The organism is Streptomyces himastatinicus ATCC 53653 (assembly GCF_000158915.1).
Lineage (GTDB): Bacteria > Actinomycetota > Actinomycetes > Streptomycetales > Streptomycetaceae > Streptomyces > Streptomyces himastatinicus.
In genome coordinates this window covers 4,858,643-4,874,438 of the sequence record NZ_GG657754.1, presented here as the reverse complement: position 1 = coordinate 4,874,438, position 15,796 = coordinate 4,858,643, and the positions used below count along the sequence as shown (strand labels likewise).

At 69.4% G+C, this 15,796-nt stretch carries 16 protein-coding genes and 1 pseudogene; 6 read left to right on the top strand and 11 right to left on the bottom strand.

Features of this window, described 5'->3' with window-relative positions; translation table 11 throughout:
- The 5 genes and pseudogenes from SSOG_RS20445 to SSOG_RS20425 form a co-directional block, all read right to left on the bottom strand.
- Positions 1-187, bottom strand: a pseudogene (locus tag SSOG_RS20445) (SCO6880 family protein); the annotation flags it as partial.
- Positions 184-1,527 carry a hypothetical protein gene (locus SSOG_RS20440; protein WP_039938179.1) on the bottom strand — a complete coding sequence of 448 codons (1,344 nt, stop codon included), beginning with the start codon at positions 1,525-1,527 and terminating at the stop codon, positions 184-186. The pseudogene SSOG_RS20445 and the gene SSOG_RS20440, both read right to left, overlap by 4 nt.
- On the bottom strand, positions 1,517-2,413 hold the full coding sequence (locus SSOG_RS20435) for a DUF8175 domain-containg protein (RefSeq protein WP_009716149.1): 897 nt from the start codon (positions 2,411-2,413) through the stop codon (positions 1,517-1,519). Before SSOG_RS20435 ends, SSOG_RS20440 begins: the two co-directional genes overlap by 11 nt.
- 299 nt (positions 2,414-2,712) lie before the next feature.
- Entirely contained in the window at positions 2,713-3,021 is a 309-nt protein-coding gene (locus tag SSOG_RS20430) for a hypothetical protein (protein ID WP_009716148.1), read from the bottom strand.
- A 251-nt stretch (positions 3,022-3,272) separates the two neighbouring features.
- A complete protein-coding gene (locus SSOG_RS20425) occupies positions 3,273-3,527 on the bottom strand; it encodes a DUF397 domain-containing protein (RefSeq protein WP_039938176.1) in 255 nt (84 codons plus the stop codon).
- 194 nt (positions 3,528-3,721) lie between these two features.
- Here SSOG_RS20425 and SSOG_RS20420 point away from each other — a divergent pair, with 194 nt between their 5' ends.
- Positions 3,722-4,729, top strand: a complete 1,008-nt coding sequence (locus SSOG_RS20420; protein WP_009716146.1) for a C40 family peptidase — start codon at positions 3,722-3,724, stop codon at positions 4,727-4,729.
- 214 nt (positions 4,730-4,943) lie between these two features.
- Positions 4,944-5,657 (top strand): phosphatase PAP2 family protein, encoded by a 714-nt coding sequence (locus SSOG_RS20415; RefSeq protein ID WP_009716145.1) that lies wholly within the window; start codon positions 4,944-4,946, stop codon positions 5,655-5,657.
- Between the two features lie 94 nt (positions 5,658-5,751).
- Here SSOG_RS20415 and SSOG_RS20410 read toward each other — a convergent pair whose 3' ends face one another.
- A complete protein-coding gene (locus tag SSOG_RS20410; protein ID WP_009716144.1) occupies positions 5,752-7,338 on the bottom strand; it encodes an FAD-binding oxidoreductase in 1,587 nt (528 codons plus the stop codon).
- 384 nt (positions 7,339-7,722) lie between these two features.
- Here SSOG_RS20410 and SSOG_RS20405 point away from each other — a divergent pair, with 384 nt between their 5' ends.
- On the top strand, positions 7,723-8,625 hold the full coding sequence (locus SSOG_RS20405; protein ID WP_039938172.1) for a hypothetical protein: 903 nt from the start codon (positions 7,723-7,725) through the stop codon (positions 8,623-8,625).
- 118 nt (positions 8,626-8,743) lie between these two features.
- Complete coding sequence (locus tag SSOG_RS20400; protein ID WP_154685959.1) at positions 8,744-9,019, top strand: hypothetical protein; 276 nt, start codon at positions 8,744-8,746, stop codon at positions 9,017-9,019.
- Positions 9,020-9,069: 50 nt separating this feature from the next.
- Here SSOG_RS20400 and SSOG_RS20395 read toward each other — a convergent pair whose 3' ends face one another.
- The gene (locus tag SSOG_RS20395; protein ID WP_009716141.1) at positions 9,070-9,462 is read right to left on the bottom strand and encodes a metal-sensitive transcriptional regulator; all 393 of its coding nucleotides are present in this window, start codon (positions 9,460-9,462) and stop codon (positions 9,070-9,072) included.
- Positions 9,463-9,654: 192 nt separating this feature from the next.
- Here SSOG_RS20395 and SSOG_RS20390 point away from each other — a divergent pair, with 192 nt between their 5' ends.
- Together SSOG_RS20390 and SSOG_RS20385 are read left to right on the top strand one after the other, a co-directional pair.
- Complete coding sequence (locus tag SSOG_RS20390; protein ID WP_009716140.1) at positions 9,655-10,275, top strand: DUF47 domain-containing protein; 621 nt, start codon at positions 9,655-9,657, stop codon at positions 10,273-10,275.
- Between the two features lie 8 nt (positions 10,276-10,283).
- Positions 10,284-11,282, top strand: a complete 999-nt coding sequence (locus SSOG_RS20385; RefSeq protein WP_009716139.1) for an inorganic phosphate transporter — start codon at positions 10,284-10,286, stop codon at positions 11,280-11,282.
- A 134-nt stretch (positions 11,283-11,416) separates the two neighbouring features.
- Here SSOG_RS20385 and pstB read toward each other — a convergent pair whose 3' ends face one another.
- From pstB to pstS, 4 genes are all read right to left on the bottom strand, one after another.
- The gene (gene pstB / locus SSOG_RS20380; protein WP_009716138.1) at positions 11,417-12,193 is read right to left on the bottom strand and encodes a phosphate ABC transporter ATP-binding protein PstB; all 777 of its coding nucleotides are present in this window, start codon (positions 12,191-12,193) and stop codon (positions 11,417-11,419) included.
- Positions 12,194-12,219: 26 nt separating this feature from the next.
- On the bottom strand, positions 12,220-13,284 hold the full coding sequence (pstA, locus tag SSOG_RS20375; RefSeq protein WP_009716137.1) for a phosphate ABC transporter permease PstA: 1,065 nt from the start codon (positions 13,282-13,284) through the stop codon (positions 12,220-12,222).
- The gene (pstC, locus tag SSOG_RS20370) at positions 13,281-14,270 is read right to left on the bottom strand and encodes a phosphate ABC transporter permease subunit PstC (RefSeq protein ID WP_009716136.1); all 990 of its coding nucleotides are present in this window, start codon (positions 14,268-14,270) and stop codon (positions 13,281-13,283) included. Before pstC ends, pstA begins: the two co-directional genes overlap by 4 nt.
- Positions 14,271-14,389: 119 nt before the next feature.
- Positions 14,390-15,505 (bottom strand): phosphate ABC transporter substrate-binding protein PstS, encoded by a 1,116-nt coding sequence (gene pstS, locus SSOG_RS20365; protein ID WP_009716135.1) that lies wholly within the window; start codon positions 15,503-15,505, stop codon positions 14,390-14,392.
- Positions 15,506-15,796 lie beyond the last annotated feature (291 nt).

Genomic DNA, 15,796 nt, shown 5'->3' with positions numbered 1-15,796 from the left:
GGGCGACGATGCGCAGCGTCAGCATCGGCACCAGCAGCCCGCACATCATCCCGATGAACGCGCCCACGATGATCAGCGCGATCTCACCGGTCTCGCGGTTCTTGCCGACGATCGCGTTGGGGCGGGCACGCCCGATCAGATACGTGCGGCGCGGTGCGATGGCGTGGGACTGGGCATCGACCGTCACCGCCGGTCACCTCCCGGGTTGTTGCCTGAGCTGTTGTTCTGCGAACGGGGGGCGGGGGCGGACCCGCCCCCGGAGTTGCCTGTGCGGCTGGCGCCGCCCCCGCCTCCGCCCCCGCCCCCGCCTCCGCTGGAGCGGGAGCTGTGCGCGGCGACGCCGCCGGACACGGGGTTGGCGGGCTTGGCCTGGGCCGGGCGGCCACCGCCGCCTCCGCCGTCGCCCCCGCCGCGGGCGCTGTGGGTGTTGATGCCCTGCTTCACCAGGGCCGCGGGCGAGCTGATGACCGCGGCGGCCTGACGGGACGCGGGGTCGGCGCTGGCGCTGCGGGCCTTGACGATCTCGTCGCCGAAGCCGGGCACGAAGCGGTAGATCATCGCGCTGGCGAAGATGGCCAGGATGATGATGGAGAGGCCGGAGACGACGGCCGAGAAGGCGTCGGGATCGTTACCGGAGGTGGAGAGCGCGCCGGCCAGGGCGAGGACGATCACGATGACCGGCTTGACGAGAATCACCGCGATCATGATCCCGGCCCAGCGGCGGACGTGCCCCCACATGTTCTTGTCGACGAGCCCCGCGTAGACGGCCGTGCCGAGCAGGGCGCCGACGTAGAGCAGGGCCGCGCGGATGACCAGCTCCAGGCAGAGCACACCGGCCGCGAGGATCGTCACGAGCGACACGACGATGAGCATGATGGGCCCGCCGCCGATGTCCTCGTCCCGCTTGAGGGCCTGGGCGAACGAGCCGAAGAAGGCGTCGTTGTCGGCGCCGGTGCCGGAGGCGATGGCGTCCGTGACGGCGTCGGTGGCGGTGACGACCGTATAGAGGATGAGCGGGGTGAACGCGGAGGCCAGGACCGTCAGCCACAGGAAGCCTATGGCCTCGGAGAGCGCCTCACCGAGCGGGACACCGCGGATGGCGCGCTTGGCGACGGCGAGGAGCCAGAGGATGAGGGTGAGGACGGTCGAGGCGGCGAAGACGACGGCGTACTGGCGGAGGAAGGCCTCGTTCGTGAAGTCGACGTTGGCCGTCTCCTTCACGAGCTTCGAGAGCTTGCCGACGAGCCAGGCGGCGGCGTCGGCGCAGCCGCGGGCCAGGGAGGCGGCGGGGTCGAGGGGGTTTGACGGGTCGGAAGGGGGACCTGAGCCGCCTCCGCCGCCGCCCTTTTCGCAGTTTTCCCGGACCTGTCCGAGGAGCTCGCTGCAATCGTCCTTGTTGCTGCCGGATGGGCTCGGCGTGGGTGAGGGGGCAGCGGCCGCACGGGTCGCCAGGAGGACAGCGGCTGACTGAATGGCCGCCAGGACGCCCGTGAGCGTGAGAGCGCGGCGGCTCTGGCTAGCGGGCATAGGTGAACCCTCCGTACTGCTCGACTGCCTTGGCGATCTCATCGGCCGTGGAGGCGGTGTTGTCGCTGTTGACGGGGGCGGGGCCGCTCTTCTGCGAGAAGCTCGCGGCCTTCCAGTCGTTGTCCACCCACCGCAGTTTGAGGGTCATGGTGAACCAGTCGTTGGTGACCGGATTCTTGGAACCCTCGCCAGCCGTTCCGAATACCCCCGTGCACCAGACCTCGACTGTCGCGGCGGTGCTCGCGTATTTCGAGATCTTGGTGCCCAGAGGGGCGGTGCGCGAGATGTAGGTCATGCCCTCGGGGGCCTTGCCGTTCGCGTCCAGCCCGATCTTTTCCAGGGCGTTGGCGGAGTAGGCCTTGTCGAGCCTGGTCTGGAGCGGGGCGGCGGCCGTGGCGGTGAAGATCTGCGGAACCATCTCATGACGCTGCTCACGGTTGAGCATGTCGGCAGACCCCAGCGCCACCGCATAGTTCGCCGCCGCGCTCTGCGCCCCCTGCTGGGACTTCGGGAAGCCCGATGCGATGCCCGTCGTGCCGTTCTTGCCGGTGACCGGGCGGGTGCCGGTGGGGGCGGTGGGCTGGGCGTCGGCGTTGGTGCCGCCGGAGTCGGCGTCGGACGAGCCGCCGTCGCTCTGGCCGCCGCGGTTGACGAAGGCGATGGCGGCGAGAAGCAGGACGACGACCCCGATGACCGTGATCAGGTTGCGGCTCGGCTTGACGGCCCGGCCGGGGCCGCGGCGGGGCGGGCCGTACGGGTCCTCGTCGCCTTCGGGCAGGCGGGTGCGCGTCAGGTGGCCGCCGGAGGCCGTGCCGCGGGTGCGGCCGTCGTCGTGGCCCTCGTAGTCGTAGTCACCGCCGTAGCCGCCGTCGCCGCCGAGACTCATCGCGTGCTCGCCCCTTCAACCGTGCCAACCCTGCCGCCGTCCGTGGTCGGTGTTCCGCCACGCTGGTACGACGGTAGCGGCGTGGACCGACGTGTGGGCGTGGTGGTGTGAGTGGACATCAGACTGACACGACCTCGGCGACGGGGGCGGCGGGTGCGGGCATCAGGAAGCAGCCTCGGGTACGGAGGGTGGGGCCGGTAGGGGGGATCGGGGGCGGAGCTCGGGGGCGGGGGCGTGCGCCGCGCGTGGGGGTCGGCTCCGGCGCGCGGAGGCGCGGACCGGGGCGGGGCGGAGCGTGGCTAGATGGCCATGCCGTACACGATCGTGAAGAGCGTGCCCAGCGAGCCGATGATGAACACGCCGGTCAGCCCCGCGACGATCAGTCCCTTGCCCTGCTCCGCGCTGAAGGTGTCGCGCAGCGCGGTCGCGCCGATGCGCTGCTTGGCCGCGCCCCAGATCGCGATGCCGAAGCACAGCAGCAGCGCGACGGCCATGACGACCTCGATCATCACGCGGGCCTCGCTGCCCAGGCTTCCGAAGGGGCCCCAGTCTGGGGCGATTCCGCCGATGATGGTGTTGATGTCGCCCTTTTCGGCCGCTAGAAACATAATGAACTCACCGCCCCTTATGGGTAGTTGTGTGCCCCGCCGAGCCGGCGTGGGGTCAGTCTCTATCTTCGCTGACGATTCCGCTTCCGCATGTCGACTAGGCGGCATTTCTTGGCGGATCTCGTACGTGTTGTGGACCACGGTGACCTGGCAGGAGGACGAGCCATGTCCATCACGGTCCATCAGGTGCCTTATGGTCACTCTGTGTATCACGCGGGTGGGCGCCGGGCAACGATCGGTAGCGGAGCCCCCTATTCCTCCGTGACGGCCTCCGCGGCACTCTCCGCGACGTCCTCCCCGGCCTCCTCCGCGAAGTCGTCGAACTCCCCCGCCTTGACCCCCTTGAGGAACGCGTCCCACTTGGCCTGGGTGGTGACGACGACGGTCTCCGGGTCGTTGCTTTCGCGCATGTAGATCTGGCCGTCGGGGCCCGCGGCCACCTCCAGGTAGGCGCCCGCCCCCTCGTCCTCGTCGGTCGAGGCTCGCTGCCAGTCCAGCTGCGTCATCCGTATTCCTTGGGGTTCATGGGGTGTGAGGTGCTCGAACGGGCCGGACTTTACGCGTTCCACGGGGTGCGCGGAGGGGGTACAGGGGGCGCACGGAGCCGGTCGCCCGTAGGGTTTCGGCTGGCGAGCGGCTGATTTTCGCCGTGCGTACGGAAACGCGTTCGTACCGCGGGCTGATGGGGGAGGATGGCCGGGTGCGTAAGGTCTGGCTGGGTGTCAGTGTCGGTATCGGAGTCTCTCTTTCCTTCGTCGTCCTGCTCGTTCTCGGCACCTACATGGTCGCCGCGAACCTCGCGGGCGGTGGCGGGGGCACCAGTGTCGGACTGGCGAAGGGTTCCGTCCCGGCCGCGTACGCGTCGCTGATCCAGCGGTACGGGAACTCCTGCCCCGCCCTCAATCCGGCCCTGCTCGCCGCGCAGCTCTACCAGGAGAGCGGGTGGAACGCGAAGGCGCAGAGCCCGGCCAACGCCAAGGGGCTGGCGCAGTTCATTCCCGCCACCTGGGCGTCGCACGGGGTTGACGGCGACAAGGACGGCAAGCGGGACATCTGGAATCCGAACGACGCGATTCCGTCCGCGGCCGCCTACGACTGCTCGCTCGCGAAGTATGTGAAGGACGTGCCGGGCAATCTGACGCACAACATGCTGGCGTCCTACAACGCGGGCGCGTACGCCGTGATCAAGTACAACGGTGTGCCGCCGTACCGCGAGACCCAGAACTACGTGAAGACCATCACCAACCTCTCCAAGAGCTTCGAGGCGCCCACCCGGACCGTGCAGCCCTCGCGGCAGTCGGCCGCGGCGATCTACTTCGCGCAGAAGCAGCTCGGCAAGCCGTATCTGTGGGGCGGCAACGGCACGCCGGAGCAGGGCGGGCGGTTCGACTGCTCGGGGCTGACGAAGGCGGCGTACAAGACGGTGGGGATCGAGCTGCCGCGCGTCGCCAACGACCAGTGGAACGCCGGACCGCATCCCAAGCGCGATGAGCTGCTCCCCGGCGATCTGGTCTTCTTCGCCTACGATCTCGATGACCCGAGATCCATTCACCACGTGGGGATCTACGTGGGCGGCGGGAAGATGATCAACGCGCCCTACACTGGTGCGGTGATCCGCTTCGATCCCATCGACTCCCCGGACTACATCGGGGCGACGCGGGTGACGAAGGATGGCGCAAAAGCGCTGCCCCAGCCCAGCGCCGCATGAGGATTCCCTCTGAGCAGCGACGATGGGTCACCCTTCGATAACGTCCCGGTGATCGTTGGGTAGCGAACGGAACGCCTGGCGCAATGAGGGCGTTTCCTGGAAGTGGATCGGCGGCACACCCTTCGGCATCGTTCGCCGGGGTCGTCGGTCGCGGGGAAGCACGGGGGTCGGCAGCTGTACGTAGCGACAGGTGAGAGATAAGGGGCCGCGGCACATGGCTGGACTCGCACTGGACGGGTCGAACCCCGATGTCAGCCTTCTCTACGACATCAACGGGCTCGCCAAGGACGCCCCGCACTGGTTCGACCGCGTGATGGAGTTCGTCGGCGAGTTCGGGATCGTCATCGGGCTCGCCCTGGTGGGCCTCGGCGCCTGGTGGAGCGTGCGCAAGCGGGGGCAGGACGCGCCGTCCGCCGTCGCCGGGCTGATATGGGCACCGCTGGCCGCCGGGATCGCGCTGATCGCCAACATCCCGATCCGCGGTTTCGTCGAGCGGCCGCGGCCTTTCAAGGACCATCAGGGGCTTGAGGTCCTGGTGGCGGGCAAGAACGACTTCTCCTTCGTCAGCGATCACGCGACGCTGACCATGGCGCTCGCCGTCGGGGTCTTCATGGCCCACCGGCGGTACGGGCTGGCGGCGATCGGGTTCGCCCTGCTCGAGGGCTTCTGCCGCGTCTACATGGGCGTGCACTATCCGACGGATGTGATCGGCGGGTTCGCGCTGGGGACCGCGGTCACGCTGCTGCTGGCGCCGCTGGCGATGATGCTGCTGACGCCGCTCACCACCACGATCGCGGGCTCGCGGGCCGGCTGGCTGGTACGGGCCGGGCACCCCGGCCCGGCCGCCGCGGCGGGCGAGGGGGTCCCGGAGTTCCCCGAGACCCGGTCGCCGGGCACGGAGCGCGGCAGCAAGGACCTCGCGGCCTGACGCACCTGTACGACGGACGGGCGGCCCGGCATCATGCCGGGCCGCCCGTCGTCTGTCGGCCCGTCGTCTGTACAGAGAGGACGGGCCCGCGGGGTCACAGCGCCTGCGGGAAGTCGAAGAGCCGCTTCGGGTCGTAACGCTTCTTCAGCCGCGCCAGCCGGTCCGCGCCGGATCCGTAGTACGCCGAGCGCCAGTTCGTGAGCGTGGCGTCGGTGTAGTTCTGGTACGCCGCCCCGGAGGCGTAGCGCCGCATCGCCGAGTGCACCGCGTCCAGCCAGGCGTTCTGCGGGGCGCCCGCGCCGCCCGCCGCCCAGGACGCGGTGTACTGCGCGAGGAACCGCGAGCCGCGGTGGACGAAGGCGGTGGCCTGCGGATCGACGCGGTTCACGGCGCCGCCGAGCGCGGTGAGCGCGATGCTGACCGCGCCGCCGCCGCTGGTGCGCCGCCCGAAGCGCTCGACCTGGTCGAGCATCGCGCGTATCCCCGCCTGGCTCAGCGAGCGGTTGAAGAAGTCGGACCGCGCCGCGTACGTCTCCCGCTTCAGCACCCCGTCGGTGCTGCGGCCTGGCTGGTCGCCGGGCAGATGGCAGCTGCTGGTCGAGGAGTCGCCGCATCCCGCGTACATGCGCATCGCGTCGACGTACCCCCGGCGGCGCAGGGTCACCCGGGAGGCGGGGCCGGGGCCGCCGGGGCCGTCGGCGAGCCGGTCCACCGCGTTCTGGAGGCCGCCGTAGGTGCCGAGGGAGAAGCAGCTGATGGAGACGGTCGGGGTGCGGCCGGGGGCGGCCGACAGGTGCAGCGCCGACCAGATCTCGTCGGGCTGGTCGGGGCCCCACTTCTGCCAGGCGCCGAGTACCTTGGCCGCCTTCGACCAGGGCCAGGACATATAGGCGGTGACGCCGTCGCCGGGCTTGCGGGTGCGGAAGCGCAGCTCGGTGACGACGCCGAAGTTGCCGCCGCCAGCGCCGCGCAGCGCCCAGAACAGGTCGGGTTCGCGGTCCTTGGAGACCTGGAGGGTCTTGCCGGCGGCGGTGATGAGGGTCGCGCCGGTGAGGTGGTCGGAGGTGAGCCCGTACGCCCGGGTGACCACGCCGTGGCCGCCGCCGAGGGTGAGCCCGGAGATGCCGACGCTCGGGCAGGAGCCGCCGGGGACGGTGACGCCGTGGGCGCCGAGCTGGTTGTAGACGTCGATGAGCTTGGCGCCGCCGCCGATGCGGGCCTCGCCCGTGGTGGTGCGTATGGAGGCGAGCGCGGAGACATCGATGACCAGGCGGCCGTCGCCGCTGGAATAACCCGCGTAGCTGTGGCCGCCGTTGCGGATGGAGACGGGGGTGCCGAGGCGCCGGGCGAAGTCCAGGCATGCGGCGATGTCGGCTGTATTGCCTATATAAGCGACACCAGCGGGCCGCAGATGGTCGAAGCGGGTGTTGTACAGGCGCCTGGCGGCGGTGTAGTCGGCGTCGCCGGGGCGCACCAGGTCGCCGTGCAGCGCCTTGCCGAGCGCCGTCCAGTCCGCGGCCTTCGCCTTGCCGTCGCTCGCAGCGAGCCGGGTGCTCGAGGTGGCGCTGAGGGACGTCGCGCGGCCGGCGGCGTGTCCCGTGGTGGTGCTGCTGCACGCCGCGGCCCAGGTGGCCGTGGATGCCAGCCCCGCGCTCGCTGCCAGCAGTGTCCGCCGGTTCATGGCGGTGTCCCCTCCCTGTCGACCTTTCCCACTGGTCGACCGGGCCACCGCCGTTACTGCGTATGCCGCCCGGTCGCCTGGTCAGAGGAAAAGCCGGGCGGTGGGGTTCCGTTTGTGGCGGAAGAATGACGGTCCGTCGTATGGACGCTGGCGTCGTCGCGGGCCGTGGACCGGGCGCGGCGGGCCGGACCGGTCCAGCCGCAGGTGCATCTGGCGAGGCAGAAGGCCCCCTTCTCCACGGTGGAGGTGCGGGGTTGGTCGGGGCCCTTGTCACCTGAGTCGAGCACATGACCACGCTACCGGGCCGTGACGGGTGGCCGGAACGGGTCGTTAAACGAACAAGTATCAAGGCGTGGACGAGCGTGGCCAGGGGGTCGACGGTCGATGGTGGTTCAGCGGCGCGGTGGAAGGAGACGGGCGAAGGCGGTCGCCGGATGCCTGGCGGGTGGTCTGCTGGCCGGGCTGCTGGCGACGGTCAGCGGCTGCTCGTCCCAGACGGTGGCGGACGAGCGCCCGGGCGGTGCCCCTGGGGCGGCGGCCGCGGTCGCCGTGCTCCAGCAGGCCGCGGACGTGCTGGTGGGTTCCGGGAGTTCACGGGTGCGGACGACCCTGGAGACGGCGACCGGCGGCACCCGGGTGTCGATCGAGGGCAGCGGGGCGTACGACTACGAGCAGCGGCGGGGGCGGCTGCGGCTGGTCCTGCCGAGGGACGCGACGGGCGCGGCCGAGCACGGGCCGATCACCGAACTGCTGGCGCCCGGTGCGCTCTTCATGCGCAACCGCGGCGCGGGCATCCCCAGCGACAAATGGGTACGGGTGGACACGGCGGGCATTCCGGACGGCAATCTGGTCACCGGCGGGGCGACCGATCCGCTGACCGCCGCCGAACTGCTGCGCGGGGTGCGGCGGGCGAGCCTGGTCGGGGAGGAGGGGCTGGACGGCGCCCTGGTGCGGCACTACCGCGGCACCACGGACATCGGCCGGGCGGCGAAGGTGGCCTCGCACGGCGTACGCGGGCCGCTGCGCGCCGCGGCGAAGGGGTTCACCGACCCGCTGGTGCCCTTCGACGCGTATCTTGACGGGTTGGGGCGGCTGCGTGAGGTGCGGCACCGCTTCACCGTGACCAGCCGCGCGAGCGGTACGCGGCCCGCCGAGAGCGCGGACGGGCGGCGCGCGGTGGGGGTGGCCTCGACCACGGAGCTGTACGACTTCGGGGTGGAGACCGCCGTCGAGCTCCCCAAGCCCGCGGATATCTACACAGGAAAGGTCGGATCGCCTCAGAAGTAGCCGGAGGGGCCCGCTCTGTCCTTCGAAATGGCCCATCCGTGCCATGCGCGGAGTGTGTACCGATCCCTACGCTGGGAAGCCGCTGCTCGAAGGTGCTCGAAGGTGCTCGCAGGAGGAGGTGAAACACGTGGTTGCGCGTCGCGGCTCACCGGGCCCGGACCCCGTGGCCCTCGTCGAGATCGATCTCTACGGTGAACTGATGATCGCTGCTGCGAGCGCGGACGAGGACAGGCTCAGTCCGGACCGCATCGACGAGGTGCTCCGGGTGGAGGCCGACCGCTCGGCCGATCGCACAGTAGAGCGATCGGATTCGGCCAATCGCTCGACGGGGCGGACGACCGAAAATACGGAGCGGCCGGAAAACGACGGTCCAGGCGGTCCGGACGCCGGGTAGGCGGGCTGCCGGGCAGGCCCCCTCGGATCCCCGCCTGCTCCCGCGGCCCCTCAGGTCCGCAGCAGCCGGGCGATGGCCGCCGTCGCCTCGGCGACCTTGGCGTCCACCTCGTCCTCTCCCTCGTCGCCCTCCTTGGCGGCGCTCTCCACGGCCGCGCTGGCGACGCAGTGCCGCAGATGCTCTTCGAGCAGCTGGAGGGCGAAGGACTGGAGGGCCTTGGTGCTGGCGGAGACCTGGGTGAGTATGTCGATGCAGTAGACATCCTCTTCGACCATCCGCTGAAGGCCCCTGATCTGGCCCTCGATCCGGCGCAGCCGCTTCAGGTGCTGGTCCTTCTGGTGGGCGTACCCGTGGCCGCCGTGGGTAGGGGAAGCCTGGCCGGACGCCTGGCCCCGCTCATCGCCGCCGGTGGGCGCGGTGGTATCGGCTGCCGTGGTGGTCATGGCGTCCTCCCGTTGTTCACTATCGGTGCACATATACCCCCAGTGGGTATATGGTAACGGCTTTTTCGGCCGAACCGGGCCCCTGTGAAGAGCACACTGCCCGATGGGCGACACTGGGGACGCCGGTTACCGTGGCCGGAAGATGCGCCTAGCATCGTCGAGTCCCCATCCGCCGCATCCCGAGGATCCCCAGTGCGCTTTCGTCTGACCCCCAGGGAGACGAGCTTCTACGACATGTTCGCCGCCTCCGCGGACAACATCGTGACCGGCTCCAAGCTCCTCATGGAACTGCTCGGGGCGGACTCCGCCGCTCGTGCCGAGATCGCCGAGCGGATGAGGGCCGCGGAGCACGCTGGAGACGACGCCACGCACGCGATCTTCCATCAGCTGAACTCCTCGTTCATCACGCCGTTCGACCGCGAGGACATCTACTCCCTCGCCTCGTCCCTCGACGACATCATGGACTTCATGGAGGAGGCCGTCGACCTGGTCGTCCTCTACCAGGTCGAGGAGCTGCCCAAGGGCGTCGAGCAGCAGATCGAGGTGCTGGCGCGGGCGGCCGAGCTGACTGCCGAGGCCATGCCGAACCTGCGCACCATGACGAACCTCACGGAGTACTGGATCGAGGTCAACCGGCTGGAGAACCAGGCGGACCAGATCCACCGCAAGCTGCTGGCCCACCTCTTCAACGGTAAGTACGACGCGATAGAGGTGCTCAAGCTCAAGCAGATCGTGGATGTGCTGGAAGAGGCGGCCGACGCCTTCGAGCACGTGGCCAACACGGTCGAGACGATCGCCGTCAAGGAGTCCTGAGCCCCGGCATGGACACCTTCGCGCTCGTCGTGACCATCGCGGTCGCGCTCTTCTTCACCTACACCAACGGCTTCCACGACTCGGCGAACGCCATCGCCACCTCGGTCTCCACCCGGGCCCTGACCCCGCGGGCCGCGCTCGCGATGGCCGCGGTGATGAACCTCGCCGGTGCCTTCCTGGGCAGCGGGGTCGCCAAGACCGTCAGCGAGGGCCTGATCGCCACCCCGACCGGTAAACAGGGCATGATCATCCTGTTTTCCGCGCTGATCGGTGCCATCACCTGGAACATGATCACCTGGTACTACGGACTGCCGTCCTCGTCCTCCCACGCCCTGTTCGGCGGTCTGGTGGGTGCGGCGCTCGCCGGTTCCAGCACCGTTCACTGGAGCGGGGTGGTGGAGAAGGTCGTCCTCCCGATGGTCCTCTCGCCCCTGATCGGCCTGGTGCTGGGCTACTTCGTCATGGTCGGCATCCTCTGGATGTTCCGGAAGTCCAACCCGCACAAGGCGAAGCGTGGCTTCCGGATAGCCCAGACCGTGTCGGCCGCCGCCATGGCGCTCGGCCACGGTCTCCAGGACGCCCAGAAGACCATGGGTGTGGTGGTGATGGCCCTGGTCATCGGCGGTGTCGAGGATCAGGGGGACGCGATCCCGGTGTGGGTGAAGATCGCCTGCGCCGCGATGCTCTCGCTCGGCACGTACGCGGGTGGCTGGCGCATCATGCGCACCCTGGGCCGCCGGATCATCGAGCTGGACCCGCCGCAGGGCTTCGCCGCCGAGACGACGGCGGCCTCGGTCATGTACACCGCGTCGTTCATGTTCCAGGCGCCGATCTCGACGACGCACGTCATCACCTCGGCGATCATGGGCGTGGGGGCCACCAAGCGCGTGAACGCGGTGCGCTGGGGGGTCGCGAAGAACATCATCCTCGGCTGGTTCATCACCATGCCCGCGGCGGCCGGAGTCGCCGCCCTCAGCTACTGGATCGTGGATCTCGCCTTCGGCTGATCCACGTCGGCGATGCAGCGGTGATGCAGTGGGCCCGCCCCCGGGATCCGGGGGCGGGCCCTTTTTCGTCGTGCGGTGGCACCGCCATGCAGCACCGCAGGACGCCGTTCCTCGCCCGGGGGCGAGGGGCCTGATCAGCCGAAGCGGCCGGAGATGTAGTCCTCGGTCGCCTGGACGGACGGGTTGGAGAAGATCCGCTCGGTCTCGTCGATCTCGATGAGCTTGCCGGGCTGGCCGACGCCGGCCAGGTTGAAGAAGGCCGTACGGTCCGAGACGCGCGCCGCCTGCTGCATGTTGTGCGTCACGATGACGATCGTGAAACGCTCCTTCAGCTCACCGATCAGGTCCTCGATGGCGAGGGTCGAGATCGGGTCCAGCGCCGAGCAGGGCTCGTCCATCAGCAGCACGTCGGGCGCGACCGCGATGGCGCGGGCGATGCACAGCCGCTGCTGCTGACCGCCGGAGAGCCCGGCGCCCGGCTTGTTCAGCCGGTCCTTGACCTCGTTCCACAGGTTGGCGCCCTTGAGGGACTTCTCGACGACGTCCGACAGCTCGCTCTTCTTGTACGAGCCGTTCAGCTTCAGCCCGGCCGCGACGTTCTCGAAGATCGACATCGTCGGGAACGGGTTGGGCCGCTGGAAGACCATGCCGACCGTGCGGCGCACGGAGACGGGGTCGACGCCGGAGGCGTACAGGTTCTCGTCGTCGAGCATCACCTTGCCCTCGACCCGGCCGCCGGGGGTGACCTCGTGCATCCGGTTGAGGGTGCGCAGGAACGTCGACTTGCCGCAGCCGGACGGGCCGATGAAGGCGGTCACCGAGCGGGGTTCGACGGTCATCGAGATGTCCTCGATGGCCTTGTGGCTGCCGTAGTAGGCCGTAAGACCGCTGATGTCGATGCGCTTGGCCATGTGAATCACTTCTCTTCTTCTCGGCCTCAGCGGCCGGTCTTCGGGGCCTTCCAGCGGGCGATGCCGCGGGCCACCAGGTTCAGGATCATGACGAAGGCGATGAGCACGAGCGCCGCGGCCCAGGCGCGGTCGAACGAGGCCTCGTTGCCGAGCTGCCACTGCTCGTAGATGTAGTACGGCAGCGACGACTGGGCGCCTTCGAAGGGGCTGGGGTTGATCGCCTGGGAGCCGAAGACCAGCAGCACGATGGGGGCGGACTCACCGGCGATACGGGCGACCGCGAGCATCACACCCGTGGTGATCCCGCCGATCGAGGTGGGCAGCACCACCTTGAGGATGGTGCGCCACTTGGGCACGCCCAGCGCCAGCGAGGCCTCGCGCAGCTCGTCCGGGACGAGCTTGAGCATCTCCTCGGTGGAGCGGACCACGATCGGCATCATCAGGATGGCCAGCGCCATGGCGCCGGCGAAGCCGGAGTAGCCGAAGCCCAGGATGATGATCCAGAAGCTGAGGATGAACAGACCGGCCACGATCGACGGGATGCCGGTCATGACGTCGACGAAGAAGGTCACGACCTTCGCGAGCCGCCCGCGCCCGTACTCCACCAGGTAGATGGCGGTCAGCAGGCCGATGGGGGCCGCGATGAGGGTGGCGATGCCGACCTGCTCCAGGGTGCCGAGGATCGCGTGGTACGCACCGCCGCCGGGCAGGATCGTCTGGACGCCGTCCATGGAGTGGCTGAGGAAGTAGCCGTCGAGCACGGTCTTGCCGCGGTTGACCGTCTCCCAGATCAGTGAGAGCAGCGGGACGACCGCGATCAGGAAGCAGAGCCACACCAGGCTGGTGGCCAGCTGGTTCTTGGCCTGCCGGCCGCCCTCGACCGCGGCCGTGACGGCGTAGGAGAGGACGACGAAGAGCAGCGCGGCGATGAGGCCCATCTGGAAGGGGTTGCCCATGCCTGCGGCCGTGCCGATGCCGACGCCCGCGGCGACCGCGGCCACGGCCAGCCCCAGCGGGGCCCAGCGCGGCAGCCGCGCCTGCTGGAGGGTGGACGCGCGCGGCGTGGTGGTGTCGATGGTCGTGTCGCTCATGCGGCGGTCCCCGAGTACTCCTTGCGGCGGGCGATGATCATTCGCGCGGCGCCGTTCACCAGCAGGGTGATGACGAACAGGACCAGACCGGAGGCGATGAGCGCGTCGCGCCCGTTGTCGTTGGCCTCCTTGAAGTGGCTGGCGATGTTCTGCGCGAAGGTGCCGCCGCCCGGGTCCAGCAGGCTGACGTTGATCAGGTAGCTGGGGGAGAGCACGGTGGCGACCGCCATGGTCTCGCCGAGCGCGCGGCCCAGGCCCAGCATCGAGGCGCTGATGATGCCGGAGCGGCCGAAGGGGAGGACCGACATGCGGACGACTTCCCAGCGGGTCGCGCCGAGCGCCAGCGCGGCCTCCTCGTGCATCTTCGGGACCTGCCGGAACACCTCGCGGCTCACGCTGGTGACGATCGGCAGGATCATGATCGCCAGCAGGATGCCGACGGTGAACAGCGACCGCGCGGCGCCGCCCTGGTAGCTGAGGACGCCGGTCCAGCCCAGGTACTTGTCCATCCAGGTGTACAGCGGGGTCAGATGCGGCACCAGGAAGAGCGCGCCCCACAGGCCGTAGACGATGCTGGGGACCGCGGCGAGCAGGTCGATCACGTACGCGACCGGCGTGGCCAGCCGCCGCGGGGCGTAGTGCGAGATGAAGAGCGCGATGCCGACGGCGATCGGGACCGCGATGACCATCGCGATGATCGAGCTGACGACCGTGCCGTACGCGAGGACCGCGATGCCGAACCGCATCGGCGTGGAGCCGGTGCTCCACTCGAAGGCGGTGAGGAAGTTGGCCTCGTCCTTGGAGATCGCGATGGAGGCGCGGTACGCGAGGAAGCCCGCGATGGCCGCCATGATCACCAGGAGGGCGATCCCGGAGCCCCGGGAGAGGCCGAGGAAGATCTTGTCACCGGCGCGGCCGGTGGAGCGGGCCGATACCTGGGGCGGTGACCCGGCGGATGTGGAGGTGGGTTCTATATCCGTTTTCATGGGTTCTCCGGTCTGCGGAGCCGGATGGGGGTGAGGCTCCTGGTGCGGCGGTGCACCGGACGGTGCGGCCTGCTCTGCTCCGGGGGTGGCCGGGAGCGGAACAGGCCGCACTCTTCAGGTCAGGAGAGGCTGGAAATGCTTTCCCGGACCTTGGCGGCGATCGCGTCGGGCAGCGGGGCGTAGCCCAGCTCCTTCAGCGCGGACTGACCGTCCTTGCTCGCGGCGTAGTTGAGGAAGGACTTGGCGGCCTTGAGGGTGCCGGCCTTGTTGCCCTTGTCGCAGGCGATCTCGTAGGTGACCAGCGTGATCGGGTAGGCGCCCGCGGCCTTGGTGTCGTACGCCAGGTCGAGGGCCTGGTCCTTGCCGGTGCCCTTGGGCTTGGCCTCGGAGATGGCCTTGGAGGCGTTCTCGACGGTGGCCTTGACGGGCTGCGAGGCGCCGGTGTCCAGGTCGACGGTCTTGATGCTGTTGGCGGTCGCGTACGACAGCTCGAAGTACGAGATCGCGCCGGAGACCTGCTTGACCTGCGAGGAGACACCGGAGGAGCCGTCGGCGGACTGGCCGCCCTTGCCCTCCCACGCCTTGCCCGGCTCGTGCGGCCACGCCTTGGGGGCGGCGGCCTTGAGGTACTTGGTGAAGTTGTCGGTGGTGCCCGACTCGTCCGAGCGGTGGAACGCCTGGATCTTGAGGCTCGGGAGCTTCACGCCCGGGTTGAGCTTCTTGATCGCGGGGTCGTCCCACGTCTTGATGTCCGAGTTGAAGATCTTGCCCAGGGTCTCGGCGTCGAGCGTCAGCTTGTCCACGCCGGGGACGTTGAAGCCGATCGCGATCGGGCCGCCGACCATCGGCAGGTTGATGCCCTGACCGCCCTTGCACATCTTCTTCGAGGACGCGACCTCCTCGGGCTTGAGCGCCGAGTCGGAGCCCGCGAAGGCGGTCTTGCCCTGGAGCCACTCCTGGATGCCCGCACCCGAGCCGGTGGCCTTGTAGTTGAGCTTGACGTCCTTACAGGCCGCGCCGTAGTTCTTCGTCCACAGGTCCATGGCGTTCTTCTGAGCGGACGAGCCGGAGGCCAGCAGCTGCCCCTTGCCATCGCACTTGATGTTGCCGGTGGACGCGGCGCCACCACCACCGGTGTTGTTGTCCGAACCGCAGGCGGTGAGGACGAAGGCGCCGGACAGGGCGAGGGCACCGGCGGCGATGGCGCGAAGCCGGTTGTTGCGCTGAAGCTTCACTTTCGGGGATTCCTTCCAGAAGCCGCCGGTGGGGACGGCGCGCGACGTTGTGGTGCGCAGGGACGGATGTGCGCTGGACAGGAGTCCGGGCACGCGGCCCGTCTCCATCTCACTAGGGCTGAAATTAGGCAGATCAGGTGAAGCGGCCGAAGGGGAAGAGTTAACGAGCGGTGAACCTCGGCCGTCAGTGTGGTGGCCGGGTAACGGCGAGGTCACGGCCCGGCCCTCTCCGCTTCCGTCTACTTCAGTCCTCTGATGACCCCGGATCGCGTCGACTGCGCGACCGACCGG